Raw genomic sequence first — 17,962 nt, forward strand, 5'->3', positions numbered from 1 at the left:
TGCCTTTATGCTTAACAAAGAACTTGAAGCCAGTTTGAATGGCGCGTTTGCACGTGCGCGTGAAAAACGCCACGAATTCATGACGGTGGAGCACCTGCTTCTCGCGTTGATCGAAAATGCGGCCGCGCACGATGCGCTGGTCGCGTGCCGTGCAGACTTGGAGGCGCTGCGCAAAGAACTTGATGCGTTTATCGAACAAACCACACCGCTGATCCCTGCGGACGATGAGTCGCGGGAGACGCAGCCAACGCTAAGCTTCCAGCGAGTACTCCAACGGGCTGTTTTTCATGTGCAGTCATCCGGTCGTAGCGAAGTAAGCGGTGCGAACGTGTTGGTGGCCATCTTTAGCGAACAAGAGTCCCACGCCGCCTACCTGCTTAAAAAGAACGACGTGAGTCGCCTTGACGTAGTCAACTATATCTCTCATGGCACCACGAAAGATGAAGGCGACGATCTGCCAAGCAGTGACATGGGCGCCGATGAGGCCGGTGCGGAGCCGGGTGAAGACCGGTTGGAGAACTTCGCGACTAACCTTAATCAGCTCGCGCGTGTTGGCGGTATTGATCCGCTAATCGGTCGTGATAAGGAACTTGAGCGCACCATCCAGGTCCTGTGTCGCCGTCGTAAGAATAATCCCCTGTTGGTTGGCGAAGCCGGGGTCGGTAAGACGGCAATTGCAGAAGGGCTCGCATGGCGCATTGTCGAAGGGCAAGTGCCAGATGTGATCAAAGATTGCGTGATTTATTCGCTCGACATTGGGTCTCTGTTAGCCGGGACCAAATACCGTGGTGACTTTGAGAAGCGCTTTAAATCGATTTTGAAGCAACTCGAAAAAGAAGATCATGCGGTGCTCTTTATCGACGAGATCCACACTATCATTGGCGCAGGTGCTGCCAGTGGTGGCCAGGTAGATGCCGCCAACTTGATTAAGCCGCTGTTGAGTAGCGGAAAGTTACGCTGTATCGGCTCGACGACTTACCAAGAGTATGGCTCTATCTTCGAAAAAGAGCGGGCACTGGCGCGCCGTTTCCAAAAAATCGACGTGATTGAGCCCTCTATTGATGACACCACTAAAATCTTGATGGGGCTGAAACCCAAATACGAAGCCCACCACGAAGTGCGTTATACCAATAAGGCCATTCGTGCTGCTGTGGAGCTGTCGGCGAAATACATTAATGAGCGTCATTTGCCAGATAAAGCGATCGATGTGATCGATGAGGCGGGGGCGCGGTGTCGTATGGCGCCAGCCAGCAAACGCAAGAAGACGGTCAATGTCCCTGATGTTGAGAGTATGATTGCGAAAATGGCGCGTATTCCTGAGAAGTCGATTTCTTCGTCAGATAAAGATGTGCTGCAGTCGCTGGATGACAAGCTGAAAATGTTGGTGTTTGGCCAAGATACCGCCATCACCGCGTTGTCTGAAGCGATCAAGTTAAGCCGCGCAGGACTGGGCGATGAGAATAAACCGGTCGGCTCTTTCTTGTTTGCCGGGCCTACCGGGGTCGGTAAAACCGAGGTCACGGTACAATTGGCCCGCGCTATGGGCATTGAGCTGCAGCGCTTTGACATGTCGGAGTACATGGAACGTCACACAGTGAGCCGCTTGATTGGTGCTCCCCCAGGCTATGTGGGATACGATCAGGGCGGGTTGCTGACCGATGCGGTGATCAAGCACCCATACAGTGTAGTGCTGCTTGATGAAATTGAGAAAGCACACCCAGACGTGTTCAACCTGTTGTTACAGGTGATGGATAATGGCACTTTGACGGACAACAACGGACGCAAAGCCGATTTCCGCAATGTTATCTTGGTGATGACGACCAATGCTGGCGTGGCCGAGACGGTGCGTAAGTCGATTGGCCTGATTCAGCAAGACCACAGTCATGATGCAATGTCCGAAATTAAGAAGGTGTTCTCGCCAGAGTTCCGTAACCGTTTGGACAACATCATCTGGTTTAATCACTTGGATGAGCAAGTTATCTTGCAAGTGGTGGATAAGTTCATTGTCGAGCTACAAGCTCAGCTGGACGCCAAGGGCGTGTCGCTTGAGGTGACGTCAGAGGCTAAGCGCTGGCTAGCGGAAGAAGGCTATGACAAGGCAATGGGAGCACGGCCGATGGGGCGCGTTATCCAAGATAACTTGAAAAAGCCACTGGCTAATGAGCTGCTGTTTGGCTGTCTGGTCAATGGAGGGACGGTTCGTGTGGTATTGAAAGATAACCGGTTGGACTTCCAATTCAGTGATCAAATGGAACCTGCTTAATCATCTTGAGACGAAAAAGCAAAACCCGGCATCGCTGCCGGGTTTTTTGATCGCGTTCGGAGGATTAACGCGAACGGAAAACGATGCGACCTTTGGACAAATCGTAAGGGGTCATTTCAACAGTGACTTTGTCGCCGGTCAGGATGCGGATGTAGTGCTTACGCATCTTGCCTGAAATGTGGGCAGTCACCACGTGACCGTTTTCTAGTTCTACGCGGAACATAGTATTAGGCAACGTATCGAGTACGGTGCCTTGCATTTCAATTACGTCTTCTTTTGCCATTGAATCCTCTTAGGCCTCTTCTGGTAGCCAATTTTTTGACCGACAGATAATGCCTCTATTCTGAAAGTCTGTAAAGTTCGGGTGCGAATTTTACCCTGTTGGGGCGCTCCTTGCTAGAAAAAATAGCCACTATTGTGGAATAAGCGGCCAGGAAAACGCCCGCCACTGCTGGTTGATAAAGCGTTGATGTGGATAATAGTCCGCCTTGTAGCGCATCGCTGGACAGGTGTCGATTTGATAGCCCAAGTAGAGCCAGGGTAAATGGAGTGAATGTGCCAGTTGTAGCTGTGCCTGAATACTGACGCGTCCAAGAGAGAAGCGGTGTTCTGGTTCGAAAAAGGTATAAAGCGCACTTAACCCATCGGCGACGACATCAGTCACGGCGATGGCAACCAGGGTGAGTTGGTTATGATCGCGTTGATACAAATGGATAAAGCGCGGGGATAACCAGTCACTACCGATAAAGTCGAGAAAATCTTGGCGCTTGGCAGGGTACATATTGCCATCAGCGTGGCGAGTGGCGATGTACCGTTGAAAGAGTGCAAACCAGTTCTCATCAAGCTCATCACTCACTTTAATCTCTAGGCGATTAAGCTGGCTGCGATGACGCTTTTGGCTTTTTGAGGGTTGATATTTGGCCACATCAATCCGAAGCGCTTGGCAGGCCTGGCATTGAGGACAGTGCGGCCGGTAAATAAGGTTACCACTGCGACGAAAGCCAGCGGCTAACAGTGCAGCATATCGCTCGGGCGTGTGGTAATCCGCCGACATCACCACGGCCAGTTGCTCTTGCTGGTGAGACAAGTATTGGCAAGATGCTGTAGGCGTGACGCCTACTTGGATCCCCACACTCATTATGGTCTCCAATCTGCTATCTGCTGCGGTTGGCAGCCCTGGATAATGGGGTGATCGCGATGAGCGTACAGCGCGGCGATAAACACGTCGCGTGTCCAGGGTTTGGCGCCCAAAGAGGCTAAATGTGGGGTCATCATCTGACAGTCAATGTAGTGCCCTCCTCGTTGCGCGAAGAATTGGCTAAATTGCCAAAGGGCAAACTTTGACGCATTGGTCGTGTGGGAAAACATGGATTCACCACAGAACACACGGCCTACAGAGACACCGTAAAGCCCGCCGACAAGGTGTGCTCCGTCCCACACTTCCACACTGTGGGCATCGCCTTGCTGATGAAGCTGGCAGTATGCGGCTTGCATCTCATCGGTAATCCAGGTCTGTTCAGGTCCACGAATAGTCGCGCAGGTAGCGATCACCGTCTCGAATGCGCGATTGAACGTGATGGTATGCGCAGACTTTTTGGCGGCTTTACGCAAACTGCGACTGGCGTGAAAATCAGAGGGCTGAAGGATGGCGCGTTCACTCGGCGACCACCACAATAAAGGGTCATCTTCGCCAAACCAGGGGAAAATACCACTGCGATAAGCCGACATTAGCCGCGCAGGTGATAGATCTCCCCCAATGGCGAGCAAGCCATCGGGGTGAGAGAGCGCCTCATTCACGGGCGGAAAGCCGACATCATTTTGCGCTAAAGGGGGTAAAAAGAGGGTCATCGTACACTCTCTTATTACAAGCGGTTCATGAGTTGTGCATAGCGACCGTTACGTGCCAGCAAGTCTTGGTGCGTGCCTTGCTCAATAATGCGGCCTGCATCCATTAAACACACTGTGTCCATATGCGCCAAGCCAACCAATCGATGGGTAATGATCACCACGGTTTTATCCTGACAATGGTCTTGCAGTAAGGATAGGATCTCTGCTTCGGTTTGCACATCCAGTCCTTCCGTTGGCTCATCAAGCAACATAATCGGCGCGGGGTGCAAGAGGCCACGAGCAATCCCCAAGCGGCGGCGCTCGCCCCCAGAGAGTTGTCGTCCGCCGTCGCCCAACCATGCGTCTAGCCCTTGGCCTTCGAGCAGCCCGGTTAAGCCGACGCGGTGCAGGGCAGAGGCGAGATCATCGTCTGATGCATCTGGGCAAGCGAGGGTAAGGTTGTCGCGCAGTGTGCCATTGAACAAATCAACGCTTTGTGTCACCACAGACATGGCGTCACGAAGCGCGGTCTCTTGCCATTGCGTTAGAGGCACCCCATCAAGGGTGATTTGACCTTGGGTGGGATCCCACGCGCGGGTGAGCAAGCTCAATAAGGTTGACTTACCACATCCCGTCCTTCCTAGCAGTGCCAGTGTGTGTCCCGGTGTCACGTGGAGCGAGATATTTGAAACCGCGTCTTGTGCCGCGCCTGGGTATTGGTAACTGACGCTATCAAAGCAAATATCGCCGACGGCAGGGCCAGTATGTCCGTGGGAAGGGAAGGGGACACTGGGTGCTCGCTCGGTGATCGCATTCAGTCGTTTGGCAGCGGTAAGCGTTTTACCCAGATATTGGAACGCGGCGGTAATGGGCATCATCAGCTCAAAGCTGGCCATGGTTGTAAAGGCGACCATCGCGATCAGTGGGCCTGGCATACGCTCACCGACACCATCTGCTGCGAGCCAAATCATCATCACCAATGTTAGCCCTGTGGCCGCGACGAGCACGGCATTGGCCAATCCGGTAATACGCGCCATATTGGCTTGTGCGTGAAGCATCGCTTGCTCGCTGTCATCGATGCGGGCGCGATAACGGTCACGTGCGCCAAATAAAGCCAGCTCGGCGTGGCCTTGTAACCAATCGAGCAGTGCTATGCGTGTGGCTGCGTTTTGCTCCAATTGAGCACGGCCTTGATCATTGCCCAAGCGATAAAAAAGGATGGGCAGCCCAATCAGTAACGCGAGCAAGGTCAGTCCAAGCGCCATGCCAAGCCTTGGGTCAAACCACCCCAGGAAGAAACTCACCGCCAGGATACCGACGATACCGACCAGTATCGGGCTGACTAGGCGCAGATAAACGTGATCCATGGCATCGACATCGGCGACCATGCGATTAAGCAAATCGCCATCACGCATATTCAGCCCTTGATCAGGGACTAACGGGGCGAGTTTGCGAAAAAATGACACGCGCAAATCTGCCAATAGTTTGAAGGTGGCATTGTGGCTAACCACACGTTCGGCCCAACGACCAAAGGTACGGCCAATAGAGAAGCCACGCACACCCGCCGCAGGGAGCATGTAATTAAAGGTAGTGATACTCGCTAGGCCTGCAACAGCCGCAGCGGCAATAAACCAGCCGGAGAGGGTGAGTAGGCCAATAGCAGCAAATAGTGTGGCAAACGCCAGCACCATGCCTAAACTCAAACCAAACCAGTGGCGCTTATAAAGGCGAAGATAGGGCAGTAGTTCACGCATCGAGGTTTCTCCTATCGGCGGAAGCCAGCATCTCTGTCAGCGGGCCCGAGTCAGCCAGACTGTGATATGGGCCTTGTTGCACGAGTTTCCCATCCATCATTACCCAGACTTGGTCACTGTTGGCGAGTGAGTCCAAACGGTGCGATACCTGTATACAGGTTTTATCGTGTGTTGCTGCACTCAAAGTTTCTAGCACGCGATTTTCGCTATGTGCGTCTAGGCTTGCAGTCGGTTCATCCAGTACCCAGAGGGCGCCATCTTGTAATAGCGCTCGCGCGACGGCAATGCGCTGTGCTTGACCCACCGATAACCCCCCATTTCGGTCACCGACAGCGTGGGCTAAGCCGTCGGTCAATCGCATCACAAATTCATCCACGTACGCTTGCGTCATCACCTGATTAATCATATCTGGCGTTGCCTCAGGGTTGGCCAGAGCAATATTGTCGCGGATACTGCCGTGGAAAAGTTGCGGATTCTGCCCGACCCAACTGATCGATTGGCGCCAGTGGCTGATGGAGAGATCACGGCGTTCGCAGCCATTAATGGTGAGGCTACCACGGTAGGGCAGAAAACCAAGCAGGGCGTTAAGGAGGCTGGATTTGCCTGCGCCACTGACGCCAATGAGCGCAATCTGCTCGCCTGGCTGAGCAGAAAAACACATGGGCCCTGCCAATACGTGGCCGTCGGGACTGAGTACCTCCAGGTCGTGCGCGATAATAGCGACGGTGGATAAATCAGGCGTGGCCTCACCTTGAGTGCCGGTATCTGGCTGAGCGTCCAGGAATTCAACGATCGACTCAGCCGCACCAATCGCTTGCGCCTTGGCGTGATAAAAGGTGCCGAGATCGCGCAACGGCTGATAAAACTCGGGGGCGAGCACTAAAACAAATAAACCGGTAAACAGCGAAATGGAGGCGCCATAGTGACCAAAGTCGAGCTCACCAATAAAGCTAAAGCCGAAATAGACGGCGACAACGGCGATGGAAATAGCGGTGAAAAACTCCAGCACGGCCGATGATAAAAAGGCGAGGCGAAGCACTTCCATGGTGCGTTGACGAAACGTGTGTGACGCGAGATGAAGCTGCTCGGCCTCCGCTTCGACGCGGTTAAACAGCTTGAGTGTGGGCAGTCCACGCAATCGGTCGTAGAAGTAACCGGATAAACGTTGCAGTGCCTTAAAGTTTTTTCGGTTGGCATCAGCGGCTTTAATGCCAACTAAGGCCATAAAAAAGGGGACCAACGGTGCGGTCACTAAAAAGATCAATCCTGAGGCCCAGTTGATTGGGAAAACGGCGACTAAGATCACCAACGGGATCAGGACGGCGATGGCCATTTGCGGTAAATAACGGGCAAAAAAGTCTTGTAACTCTTCCACTTGCTCTAAAATCAGACTCGCCCAACTGCCTGCTGGGCGCCCTTGGATACTCACCGGCCCCAACGCCTCGAGACGATTCAGGATTAAATGACGAATATGTTGGCGAATCGCTTCACCACAGCGGTAACCCGTTTGCTCTTTCGCCCAACTGCATAGCGCACGCACTATCACGACAACAGCCAGGGCAAAAAAGCTTGGGAGTAGGGCAAATTTATCCGTTTGTTCAATAATCAACTGGTGCAGCAGGTGGGCAAGAAGTGCTGCCTGGGCAATCAAAAGCACACCGGAGAGGAGTGCAATACTAATCGTCGCAACTAACCAGGGTTTGGCTAACGTGCTCTGCGACTTGAGCCATTGGGTTAGCGCCCGCTGTTTAGATTTATCCATATCGTCTTATTGTTTTATGAGAGCCTACAAATAGGCTGGGCAGGCCACCGAACGGCAGCCTGCATGAGAGCGTGGGCTTACTGATTATTTGCCAGAGCGTCGAGATAGCGCTCGGCATCTAATGCGGCCATACAACCGGTGCCTGCAGAGGTGATCGCTTGACGGTAAACATGATCCATCACATCACCAGCAGCAAAGACACCTTCAACGCTGGTTTGAGTGGCGTTGCCATTAAGGCCCGACTCAACCTTGATGTAGCCATTTTCCATCTCTAATTGACCCGCAAAAATATCGGTGTTGGGTTTATGGCCGATAGCAACAAACACACCCATCACATCCAGTGTTTCGGTTTCATCACTTTGGGTGTCTTTCAAGCGTGCTTGGGTCACGCCCATTTCATCGCCTAAAACTTCATCCAACACGCGATTAGTATGAAGGACAATATTGCCGTTGTTGACTTTATCCATCATGCGGTCAACGAGGATTTTCTCGGCTCGGAAGGTCTCGCGACGGTGAACAACATGCACTTCTGAGGCAATATTCGACAAGTACAAGGCCTCTTCGACCGCCGTGTTACCACCACCGATCACCGCGACTTTCTGGTTGCGATAGAAAAAGCCATCACAGGTCGCACAGGCTGAGACGCCCCGCCCTTTAAATGCCTCTTCAGATGGAAGGCCAAGATATTGCGCAGAGGCACCGGTAGAAATAACCAACGCATCACAGGTGAACTCACCGTTATCACCTTTTAAGCGGAACGGGCGTGAGGATAAGTCCACGTCATTGATGTGATCAAAGATAATCTCAGTCTCGAATTTTTCCGCATGGGCTTTCATGCGTTCCATCAATGCCGGTCCTGTCAGTCCCTCAGGATCGCCAGGCCAGTTTTCAACGTCGGTGGTGGTGGTCAGCTGGCCACCTTGTTGCATTCCGGTCACCATCACAGGGTTTAAGTTAGCGCGCGCGGCGTAAACAGCGGCCGTATAGCCAGCCGGGCCTGAACCCAGGATCAATAGGTTCGCATGCTTAATGTTACTCATTCACGTCTCCGAGCAGGAAAGAGGTTCGTTTTTGAATGGACTGATTGTAGGTAAATTAGAAAGGTAAAGAAAGGGCACCGTGATGGTGCCCTCGATTTCTATGATTGGCGTGGCCGATTAATGTGCCGACTTCAGTGCGTCCATTGCGTCAACATAAGGTAAATCAAAACCTTCTGCGACTTCTTTGATGGTTACTTGACCGCCAATGACATTCAGACCGTTACGTAGATGCGCATCTTCGACCAAGGCATCACGATAGCCTTTATTCGCCAGCTTAACGATATAAGGTAGKGTSGCGTTGTTSAGAGCGACAGTAGAAGTACGTGCTACCGCGCCAGGCATATTGGCAACACAGTAGTGAACGACATCATCCACGATATAGGTGGGATCTGCATGGGTTGTCGCATGTGATGTCGCGAAACAGCCACCTTGGTCGATAGCGACGTCCACCACGGCGGCGCCTGGCTTCATACGCTTAATGTGATCTTCGTTAACCAGCTTGGGTGCAGCAGCCCCTGGGATCAGCACGGCACCGACAACCAGATCGGCGTTCAATACGTGTTGTTCAAGGGTTTCTTCTGTGGAGTAGACCACTTTGGCACGCCCTTGGAACTCTTCATCAAGGCGACGTAAGGTATCGACATTTTTGTCGAGAATCGTGACGTCAGCACGCAGACCAACGGCCATACGAGCGGCGTTCGAGCCGACAACACCACCGCCTAGTACCACGATTTTCGCCGGTTCGACCCCAGGTACACCGCTGAGCAGCATGCCCGAACCGCCGTGTGATTTTTCTAGCGCTTGTGCACCTGCTTGAATAGACATGCGGCCGGCGACCTCAGACATGGGCGCAAGGAGTGGCAATCGACCTTTAGAATCTGTTACCGTTTCGTAGGCAATACAGATGGCTTTACTTTTAATTAAGTCTTCTGTTTGCGGAAAATCTGGTGCAAGATGCAAATAGGTGAACAAAATCTGTCCTTCGCGGAGCATCGCACGCTCAACGGCTTGTGGCTCTTTCACTTTGACGATCATCTCTGCTTTGGCAAAGACGTCAGCAGCAGTAGGAAGGATAGACGCGCCGGCGGCTTTATAGTCGTCGTCAGAGAAACCAATACCGTTACCTGCGTTGGTCTCAATGTAGACAGAGTGGCCGTGAGAAATAAGCTCGCGAACACTCGCTGGCACCATACCAACACGGTACTCATGGTTTTTGATTTCTTTTGGAACGCCAATGATCATGCTGTCACCTCTTGTTTATTCAGTGTTATCGGCTGGCTTGTTATTGATATTGTCAATTTTCAGGCTAGTATAAAGGCAACAAACCAGCATTTGATGCTAAAGATCATTTAGATGTTATTTAATTTGGTATATCTTTTTGCAAGGAAGTAACAAGGTGGAATAAAAAATGGTAGATACCAAAAAAAAGCCCTCCAAGGAATTGGACCGCATTGACCGCAACATCCTGAACGAGCTCCAAAAGGATGGGCGAGTCTCTAACGTTGAGTTATCAAAACGTGTTGGTCTTTCTCCTACCCCCTGTCTAGAACGTGTACGACGTCTTGAGCGTCAAGGTTATATCCTTGGCTATACGGCACTGCTTAACCCCCAGTATTTAGATGCATCACTGTTGGTGTTTGTCGAAATCACACTCAACCGCGGCGCGCCTGATGTGTTCGAGCAATTTAACAAAGCGGTGCAAACGCTTGAGGACATTCAAGAGTGCTCGTTGGTGTCAGGGGATTTTGACTACCTGCTTAAAACACGAGTAGCGGATATGTCGGCTTATCGCAAGTTATTGGGTGAAACTTTGCTGCGTTTGCCCGGCGTGAATGACACCCGTACCTATGTGGTGATGGAAGAGGTTAAACAGAGCAATCATCTGGTTATCCATACCCGTTAGCCAGGTGATGAAAAGGGGTGCGATGCACCACCTATCGAGACTGAAGCCGAGCGTCATGCTCGGCTTATTTTTTGTGCGGATAGCATAAGATTGTGTGATATCTCGGTAAAGATTTGGCGTAAACATGCATCATGCCTGCCCTCACGGCATGAATGTGATAAAGTCAGGGCAACATGAGCAAGCCTCAAAGTAGGATGAGGAATGCGGTTCAAGAACGGTATTAAACAGGTGATGATGGAGTTTTCTTTACGTCGGGAGCCCAAAGCGGCTCGTGCTAAAGCGCGTTTAGATGGCGTTCAGCGATTAAAAGAGTGTGGGTTTATTCTGGTACTCGCGGCAGCCGTGTTCACCATGGTGGCCCTATTGTCTTTTAATCCGGCCGACCCATCCTGGTCGCAAACTGCCTGGCATGGTGATGTGCACAATGCGGCGGGTGCCATGGGCGCATGGCTCGCCGACAGTCTCTTCTTTTCGTTTGGCATCTTAGCGTATCCGCTGCCTCCAGCGGCGATCCTCGGAGGGTGGGTGTTCTTGCGTCGCCGCAGCGACGATGAACCGATTAATTACACCATTATCGGTGCGCGCATATTAGGACTGTTCATCCTGTTTTTAACCAGCTGCTCGTTGGCCGATTTGAATTTTGACGACTTTTGGCATTTTTCCTCTGGTGGCGTGATGGGGGATGTCACCAACAGTTTGGCGCTGCCGCTATTTAACGTATTAGGCACGACCTTGGTAATGCTGTTTGGTTGGGCGGCCGGCTTTACCCTTTTTACCGGTATTTCTTGGTTAACCATTGTTGACCATCTTGGCGCGATGACGCTCAACGGTGTGACGTGGGCGGTGAATCGGATTCGTGGTGACGCGCCGACCGAGTTAGGCGTGCCAGACACCGAGACACAGAGTACCGCAGCCAATGCATCTGAACCCATGGAGCTCAGTGATTTACGTCGCCTGACGCCGTCAGCGCCGGATAAGGCGGAGCGTACCACCAATGATGAGCACACACAGAACCAGGCTGCGTCGCCTATTATTTTTGGTGGACAAGCGCGTTCGGAAACCGATGTACCAGCGACCGATTATTCATCCGCAGGCGATGCGGCATCCGTGGCCCATGAGAGCGATCAACCTAGTGAACCGACGCTAGGGCAGTGGGATATCGCGATCGAGCACGAAGTGCCATCTTTCTCGTCATCGGATGTTGAGGTAGAGGACACAGAGGCGATCAGCGCATCAGCGGAGCAAATGAGTGACCACTCGCAAGCGGATGAAGCGCCTTCAGCCTCATCGTCTCGCCACGCCGACACAACCTATGGCAATCAAGATGGACTGTCCGAGCTTGAGCGTGCAGAACAAGCGAGTAGTGGCGCGGATGAGGATGACGATCCCTTCCAAGAAACCATTCGCCAAGCGCAAAAGGCTCAACAGCAGGCGGCGGGGCTCGACCATCCTTTCCTGGTAAAAGATGAGCCGGATTTACCCACGCCGACAGAGCCTTTCCCGACCCTCGATCTACTCGATCCCGCTCGCCATACTGCAGAGCAGGCGACGCGTGAAGAGCTTGAGAAGATTGCCCGCTTGGTTGAAGCACGGTTAGAAGATTTTAAAGTCCAGGCGCGAGTGGTTGGCGTGTACCCAGGCCCAGTTATCACCCGTTTTGAGCTTGACTTGGCCCCTGGGGTGAAAGTCTCGCGCATTTCTGGCCTATCCAAAGACTTGGCGCGTGCTTTGTCGACCACGGCAGTGCGTGTGGTCGAAGTGATCCCAGGGAAGCCCTACATTGGTCTTGAGCTTCCCAATGAGCACCGGGAGACGGTGTTTATGTCCGAAGTGATTGGAAGCGAACGTTTTAAGAATAGCCACTCGCCTATTTCGGTGGTGCTGGGGAATGATATCGCGGGTGAAGCGATTATCACTGATTTGGGGAAGGCACCACATATGCTGGTGGCCGGTACCACAGGCTCGGGTAAGTCGGTGGGCGTGAACGTCATGCTGGTGAGCATGTTGTATAAAGCCTCACCCGAAGACGTGCGCTTTATCATGATTGACCCTAAAATGCTCGAGCTATCGGTATACGAGGGGATCCCACACCTGTTGACAGAGGTCGTGACCGACATGAAAGACGCTGGCAATGCCCTGCGTTGGTGTGTTGGTGAGATGGAGCGTCGTTACAAGCTGATGTCGGCGCTTGGGGTGCGAAATCTAAAAGGCTTTAACGAAAAAGTGAAGGCGGCTGAAGCTGCCAATAACCCTATCCCCGATCCGCTCTGGAAACCGGGTGATTCGATGGACGAATCGGCGCCTAAACTCGAGAAATTACCGTATATCGTGGTGGTCGTGGATGAGTTTTCCGATTTGATGATGGTCGTGGGCAAAAAAGTGGAAGAACTGATTGCGCGACTAGCACAAAAAGCGCGGGCAGCGGGGATTCACCTTGTGCTTGCCACTCAGCGTCCGTCCGTTGATGTGATTACAGGCTTAATCAAAGCCAACATTCCAACGCGGATGGCGTTTACGGTGTCTACTAAGACAGATTCACGCACTATCCTCGACCAAGGCGGCGCAGAGTCGTTACTGGGGATGGGTGATATGCTCTTTATGCCCAATGGCTCCAACCACCCCATCCGCGTACATGGCGCTTTTGTCAGTGATGAAGAGGTTCACCGTGTGGTGAATAACTGGAAAGCACGTGGTAAGCCACAGTATCTAGACGAAATAACCAAAGGGGATCAAGGCTCTGATAGCTTGTTGCCGGGTGAAGCGCCCTCAGGCGGAGATGGGGAAGAGTTGGACCAGCTTTTCGACCAAGTGGTTGAATTTGTCACCGAGAGCCGCCGAGGCTCTGTCTCTGGTGTGCAGCGCCGGTTTAAAATTGGCTACAACCGTGCGGCGCGTATTGTGGAACAACTGGAAGCACATGGTGTCGTAAGCTCACCAGGCCATAATGGTAATCGCGAAGTCATCGCGCCACCGCCACCCAAAGATTGATCGAATGGAAGGTTTCATGACTCGATTCTCTGCTATCCGCCACCTAATGGTGGTGCTGTCTCTACTTCTTGCATTGTCGGTGCAGGCGAAAACGCAGGCACAACAACACCTGATGGATCGCTTGAGTCAGGTTGACGCCTTTAGTGCGCAGTTTTCCCAAACAGTGCAAAGCCCAGAAGGAGAGGTGATTCATCAAGCAAAAGGGCGGTTGGCGATTCAGCGGCCAAACTTGTTTAACTGGACCACGACCTCACCAGACGAAACCATCATGATTTCCGATGGCGAGACGCTCTGGTACTACAGCCCATTTGTTGAGCAAGTGACGGCGATGTGGTTGGAGGATGCTACGGCACAAACGCCGTTTGTCCTACTGACACGCAATCAGCCAAGTGATTGGCAGGCTTATCAAATCACCCAAGAGGCTGACACCTTTACCCTAACGCCAAAAACCACAGGCACGATTGGCGAATTTGAAGTCACCGTGAAGCCGGATGGTACCTTGACCGGCTTTACTGTGGTTGAGCAAGATGGGCAACAAAGCCAGTTCACGCTGAGCCAATTTAGCCGACAAGCACCGGCGTCGGACGTGTTTTCGTTTACGCCACCCGACTCAGTGATGCTCGACGATCAGCGCCAACCAAGATAATTGCCTCGGAGGTGACTGTGTCGACCTTACCGCTTGATTTTGCAGACGATTTTCGCCCACTGGCCGCACGTATGCGGCCACTCACGCTTGACCAGTACATCGGTCAGCGTCATCTTCTCGCCGAGGGTAAACCGCTTCGCCGGGCGATTGAGTCTGGCTCCCTCCATTCGATGATTTTCTGGGGGCCTCCGGGGACCGGTAAAACCACGCTCGCCGATATTGCCGCGCGCCAAGCCAACGCAGAGCTGGAACAAATCTCGGCTGTGACCTATGGCGTCAAGGAGATCCGAGAGGCGATTGGACGCGCAGAGCAAAACAAGCAAGCTGGTATTCGTACCGTTCTGTTTGTGGATGAAGTGCACCGCTTTAATAAAAGTCAGCAGGATGCGTTTTTGCCCCATGTGGAAGCGGGAACGGTCACGTTTATTGGTGCCACCACGGAAAACCCCTCGTTTGAGCTTAATAACGCGTTGCTATCGCGTGCCCGTGTGTATCGTTTAACCAGCCTTGACGAGAGCGATTTGGAAGCGGTGATTGATCAAGCACTTGCCGACTCACAACGTGGGCTCGGTGAGCAGTCCCTGGTCTTTGATGATGGCGTTAAAAGGGCGTTAACGGCAGCGTGCAGTGGTGATGCACGTATGGCGTTAAACCTACTGGAAATGTTGGCAGACATGGCCGATGGCCAAATCACGATGCCGATGCTTAAAGACGTGGCCGGTGAAAAAGTGGCACAGTTCGATAAGCAGGGGGATGCGTGGTATGACTTGATCTCTGCATTTCACAAATCAGTGCGTGGTTCATGTCCCGATGCCGCGCTGTATTGGTATGCACGCATTGTGAGCGCGGGAGGTGATCCGCTTTACGTGGCAAGACGTTTGTTAGCGATAGCCTCTGAGGATGTCGGTAATGCCGATCCGCGCGCGATGCAGGTGGCACTGAACGCATGGGATTGCTTTACCCGCGTCGGGCCTTCGGAGGGTGAGCGCGCCATTGCACAAGCCGCGGTGTATTTGGCCAGCGCCCCGAAAAGCAACGCGGTGTATACCGCGTGGAAACAAGCCTTGCGTGACGCGAAAGACACCGCCAACGCGCCCGTTCCCATGCACCTTCGTAATGCACCAACAGCATTGATGGAGCAAATGGGACACGGTGATGGCTATCGCTATGCCCACGATGAGCCCAATGCGTATGCGGCGGGCGAGCGCTATCTGCCCCCAGAGCTTGGCGAGGCGCGTTACTATCAGCCCGTCAATCGTGGGCTAGAAATTAAAATCGCCGAAAAGCTCGCCTTTCTCGCTGAGCAAGATGCAAAAAGCCCGCAAAAGCGCTAGGCAAATTTACCCTTTTTGGGTAAGGTTTAACTTCGTCAATTTACAGTCAATAACCCGAAAGCACAGGATTAGCATGCTGGATTCCAAATTACTTCGAACTGAGCTGGAAGAAACCGCTCAACAACTCGCTCGTCGTGGCTTTACGCTTGATGTTGACGCTATGCGTGAACTCGAGGAACAACGTAAGGCGCTGCAAATTCGCACCGAACAACTGCAAGCTGAGCGTAATTCCCGATCGAAGTCCATTGGCCAGGCTAAAGCAAAGGGTGAAGACATTGCACCATTGCTAGAAGAAGTATCAAACCTTGGTGATGAATTGGATGCGGCGAAAACGGAGCTCGCGGCACTCCAGCAAAAAGTGAATGACGTGGTCATGAGCGTGCCCAATCTTCCTGCGGCCGACGTACCAAGCGGTAAAGATGAATCTGAGAACCAGGAAATCTCACGCTGGGGCGAGCCCCGTCAATTTGAGTTCGAGATTAAAGATCACGTCGACCTCGGTGAACTCACCGGTGGCCTTGATTTTGCCAGTGCAGTGAAGCTGTCTGGCTCTCGTTTTATCGTGATGAAAGGGCAAATGGCGCGTATGCACCGTGCGCTCACGCAATTTATGCTCGACTTGCACACCAATGAGCACGGTTATACTGAGATGTATGTGCCTTACTTGGTCAATGCGGACAGCTTGTATGGCACCGGTCAGCTGCCGAAATTTGGTGAAGACTTGTTCCACACCCAGCCGGCGACGGAAGAAGGGGTGGGCATGTCGTTGATCCCAACCGCGGAAGTGCCGCTGACGAACATGGTACGTGATGAGATCATCGATGAAGCCGATTTGCCGCTGTGCATGACGGCACACACACCGTGTTTCCGTTCAGAAGCTGGCTCGTATGGTCGCGATACGCGCGGTCTTATCCGTATGCACCAATTCGACAAAGTTGAGTTGGTGAAGGTGGTTAAGCCAGAAGAGTCGATGGAAGCACTTGAATCTTTGACTGCCGATGCAGAAAAGGTGTTACAACTGCTCAATTTGCCATACCGCAAAGTGTTGCTCTGCACAGGCGACATGGGTTTTGGTGCGGCGAAAACCTATGACCTAGAAGTCTGGTTGCCAGCACAAAACACCTATCGTGAGATTTCATCGTGCTCAAACACCATGGATTTCCAAGCTCGCCGTATGCAGGCGCGTTTCCGCCGTAAAGGTGAGAAAAAGCCTGAGCTGTTGCATACCTTGAATGGTTCAGGCTTGGCGGTGGGCCGTACCTTGGTAGCTATTTTGGAAAACTACCAACAAGCAGATGGCCGTATTGAAATCCCTGAGGTATTGCGTCCATACATGGGTGGACAGACTCATATTGGGTAAGTGTCATCGTGTTGCTATTAAGCCGGCCTTGCGCCGGCTTTTTTATTGCTGTGTATGGTTGAACCTTTGATGGTGTGGATCATTGATGGGTGACAGCGTATTGAAGATATCATCTTCTGGTGTAGGAAAGCGGGCGAGCAGCGCAGCCAGAAAGGTATCGAGTGCATCCAGCATCACGGCGTTAACTTGCTGTGCCAGCGCCAGGCGGCGATTGAGTGACAAGGTGTGTACATCATCAAGCTGTGAGATAACCTGATCTATCTTATCGGTGAATGCATCGCCCAATTCAAGGTCGCGCAGTTGTGCTAAGCGCTTGGTGAGTATTTGTTGTTGTAAGCTTAGGGACTGGTGCGCATTGGGCGTTGCGTTCTCCAGTTGTATTGACGCGTAGGAAAAGCGTTGGCGAGCTTGAAGTAGCTCTAACACGGCATACCAAATTTGTTGGTAAGCCGCGAGGGTGTGGTCATCACCACAGGCAATTAACACCGGCGGGATGGCTTCATCCACCAAGTACGCTAGGTGCTGCAAGGCGCGGTTTTTCATCTTGGCCTGGGTCACATCATCATATTGTGGCAAGGCGTGAAGGTGATGGAAAAAAAGCCGATACATTGGCTTTTGCGCATGGGGTACCAAGTGGTGTAACTGACGTGTTTGATCCAGCAATCGTTGATAGTCATACGGATCGACGCGCGGTTGGGTGGCGAGGTAACCTGCATGCTGGAGCAAAGCTCGTAACTCATGCAGTTGATGCAATCGCCAATCCGGTCGTTGACGATACACGATGACCGCCACCACGCTAGTAATCGTGAGCGCCAGTATTCCTATCATCACTAACCATCCCATATGCTCTCCTTGCTATGGCTTCCGCGTATACAGAGCGGAGCATGAAGCATGCCAAAATTGAGAGGTTAATCACGCCTTGTAGCGCAATGACTGGCGCGTGGATGTGCTCTTATTGCGCACCTTACTTGGGCGTGATTGCTCCCTCGTAGTGCAGGGGAGAATCGATGGATGGCACCCATTGGACAAAAAAAGAGCCCGACTGGGCTCTTTATTCTCTGCTTGTGCAAATTGACGAGGCAGCA

14 protein-coding genes are annotated in these 17,962 nt (G+C 52.5%); 6 read left to right on the forward strand and 8 right to left on the reverse strand.

Going from position 1 to position 17,962, the window contains the following annotated elements; all coding sequences use genetic code 11:
• Window positions 1–7 precede the first annotated feature (7 nt).
• Window positions 8–2,263, forward strand: a complete 2,256-nt coding sequence (gene clpA / locus BZG23_RS01525; protein ID WP_077579213.1) for an ATP-dependent Clp protease ATP-binding subunit ClpA — start codon at window positions 8–10, stop codon at window positions 2,261–2,263.
• A gap of 64 nt (window positions 2,264–2,327) precedes the next feature.
• On the opposite strand, the gene infA is transcribed toward clpA, so the two are convergent.
• The 7 genes from infA to ald form a co-directional block, all read right to left on the reverse strand.
• Entirely contained in the window at window positions 2,328–2,546 is a 219-nt protein-coding gene (infA, locus tag BZG23_RS01530; protein ID WP_021022425.1) for a translation initiation factor IF-1, read from the reverse strand.
• Window positions 2,547–2,675: 129 nt separating this feature from the next.
• Window positions 2,676–3,401 (reverse strand): arginyltransferase, encoded by a 726-nt coding sequence (locus tag BZG23_RS01535; RefSeq protein ID WP_077605931.1) that lies wholly within the window; start codon window positions 3,399–3,401, stop codon window positions 2,676–2,678.
• Window positions 3,401–4,111: a leucyl/phenylalanyl-tRNA--protein transferase gene (gene aat / locus BZG23_RS01540; protein WP_077605932.1), complete on the reverse strand. Its 711-nt coding sequence runs from the start codon at window positions 4,109–4,111 to the stop codon at window positions 3,401–3,403. The genes BZG23_RS01535 and aat overlap by 1 nt, the downstream gene beginning before the upstream one ends.
• Window positions 4,112–4,125: 14 nt before the next feature.
• Complete coding sequence (gene cydC, locus BZG23_RS01545; protein ID WP_077605933.1) at window positions 4,126–5,844, reverse strand: heme ABC transporter ATP-binding protein/permease CydC; 1,719 nt, start codon at window positions 5,842–5,844, stop codon at window positions 4,126–4,128.
• The gene (gene cydD, locus BZG23_RS01550) at window positions 5,837–7,606 is read right to left on the reverse strand and encodes a heme ABC transporter permease/ATP-binding protein CydD (protein WP_077605934.1); all 1,770 of its coding nucleotides are present in this window, start codon (window positions 7,604–7,606) and stop codon (window positions 5,837–5,839) included. Before cydD ends, cydC begins: the two co-directional genes overlap by 8 nt.
• Window positions 7,607–7,683: 77 nt before the next feature.
• Complete coding sequence (gene trxB / locus BZG23_RS01555; protein WP_046073521.1) at window positions 7,684–8,646, reverse strand: thioredoxin-disulfide reductase; 963 nt, start codon at window positions 8,644–8,646, stop codon at window positions 7,684–7,686.
• A 117-nt stretch (window positions 8,647–8,763) separates the two neighbouring features.
• Entirely contained in the window at window positions 8,764–9,888 is a 1,125-nt protein-coding gene (ald, locus tag BZG23_RS01560; protein ID WP_046073520.1) for an alanine dehydrogenase, read from the reverse strand.
• Window positions 9,889–10,054: 166 nt separating this feature from the next.
• On the opposite strand from ald, the gene lrp reads away from it, so the two are divergent.
• The 5 genes from lrp to serS all read left to right on the forward strand — a co-directional run bounded on the left by lrp (window position 10,055) and on the right by serS (window position 16,877).
• Complete coding sequence (lrp, locus tag BZG23_RS01565) at window positions 10,055–10,549, forward strand: leucine-responsive transcriptional regulator Lrp (protein ID WP_046073519.1); 495 nt, start codon at window positions 10,055–10,057, stop codon at window positions 10,547–10,549.
• 234 nt (window positions 10,550–10,783) lie between these two features.
• Window positions 10,784–13,537, forward strand: coding sequence for a DNA translocase FtsK (locus tag BZG23_RS16890; RefSeq protein ID WP_077606013.1), 2,754 nt, complete (start codon window positions 10,784–10,786; stop codon window positions 13,535–13,537).
• Between the two features lie 16 nt (window positions 13,538–13,553).
• Window positions 13,554–14,183: an outer membrane lipoprotein chaperone LolA gene (lolA, locus tag BZG23_RS01575; RefSeq protein ID WP_443216269.1), complete on the forward strand. Its 630-nt coding sequence runs from the start codon at window positions 13,554–13,556 to the stop codon at window positions 14,181–14,183.
• A 17-nt stretch (window positions 14,184–14,200) separates the two neighbouring features.
• Window positions 14,201–15,517 (forward strand): replication-associated recombination protein A, encoded by a 1,317-nt coding sequence (locus BZG23_RS01580; protein ID WP_077605935.1) that lies wholly within the window; start codon window positions 14,201–14,203, stop codon window positions 15,515–15,517.
• A 73-nt stretch (window positions 15,518–15,590) separates the two neighbouring features.
• On the forward strand, window positions 15,591–16,877 hold the full coding sequence (serS, locus tag BZG23_RS01585; protein WP_046073517.1) for a serine--tRNA ligase: 1,287 nt from the start codon (window positions 15,591–15,593) through the stop codon (window positions 16,875–16,877).
• Between the two features lie 42 nt (window positions 16,878–16,919).
• Here serS and BZG23_RS01590 read toward each other — a convergent pair whose 3' ends face one another.
• Window positions 16,920–17,720: a hypothetical protein gene (locus BZG23_RS01590; RefSeq protein ID WP_077605936.1), complete on the reverse strand. Its 801-nt coding sequence runs from the start codon at window positions 17,718–17,720 to the stop codon at window positions 16,920–16,922.
• Window positions 17,721–17,962 lie beyond the last annotated feature (242 nt).

The sequence above is a fragment of the Salinivibrio sp. ML290 genome (assembly GCF_001995695.1).
GTDB classification, from domain to species: Bacteria; Pseudomonadota; Gammaproteobacteria; order Enterobacterales; family Vibrionaceae; genus Salinivibrio; species Salinivibrio siamensis.

Coding starts and splice junctions, on each gene's coding strand:
- clpA (WP_077579213.1), top strand. CDS start 8: ATGCTTAACAAAGAACTTGAAGCCAGTTTGAATGGCGCGTTTGCACGT.
- aat (WP_077605932.1), bottom strand. CDS start 4,111: ATGACCCTCTTTTTACCCCCTTTAGCGCAAAATGATGTCGGCTTTCCG.
- cydC (WP_077605933.1), bottom strand. CDS start 5,844: ATGCGTGAACTACTGCCCTATCTTCGCCTTTATAAGCGCCACTGGTTT.
- lrp (WP_046073519.1), top strand. CDS start 10,055: ATGGTAGATACCAAAAAAAAGCCCTCCAAGGAATTGGACCGCATTGAC.
- trxB (WP_046073521.1), bottom strand. CDS start 8,646: ATGAGTAACATTAAGCATGCGAACCTATTGATCCTGGGTTCAGGCCCG.
- BZG23_RS16890 (WP_077606013.1), top strand. CDS start 10,784: ATGGAGTTTTCTTTACGTCGGGAGCCCAAAGCGGCTCGTGCTAAAGCG.
- lolA (WP_443216269.1), top strand. CDS start 13,554: ATGACTCGATTCTCTGCTATCCGCCACCTAATGGTGGTGCTGTCTCTA.
- cydD (WP_077605934.1), bottom strand. CDS start 7,606: ATGGATAAATCTAAACAGCGGGCGCTAACCCAATGGCTCAAGTCGCAG.
- BZG23_RS01535 (WP_077605931.1), bottom strand. CDS start 3,401: ATGAGTGTGGGGATCCAAGTAGGCGTCACGCCTACAGCATCTTGCCAA.
- infA (WP_021022425.1), bottom strand. CDS start 2,546: ATGGCAAAAGAAGACGTAATTGAAATGCAAGGCACCGTACTCGATACG.
- BZG23_RS01590 (WP_077605936.1), bottom strand. CDS start 17,720: ATGGGATGGTTAGTGATGATAGGAATACTGGCGCTCACGATTACTAGC.
- serS (WP_046073517.1), top strand. CDS start 15,591: ATGCTGGATTCCAAATTACTTCGAACTGAGCTGGAAGAAACCGCTCAA.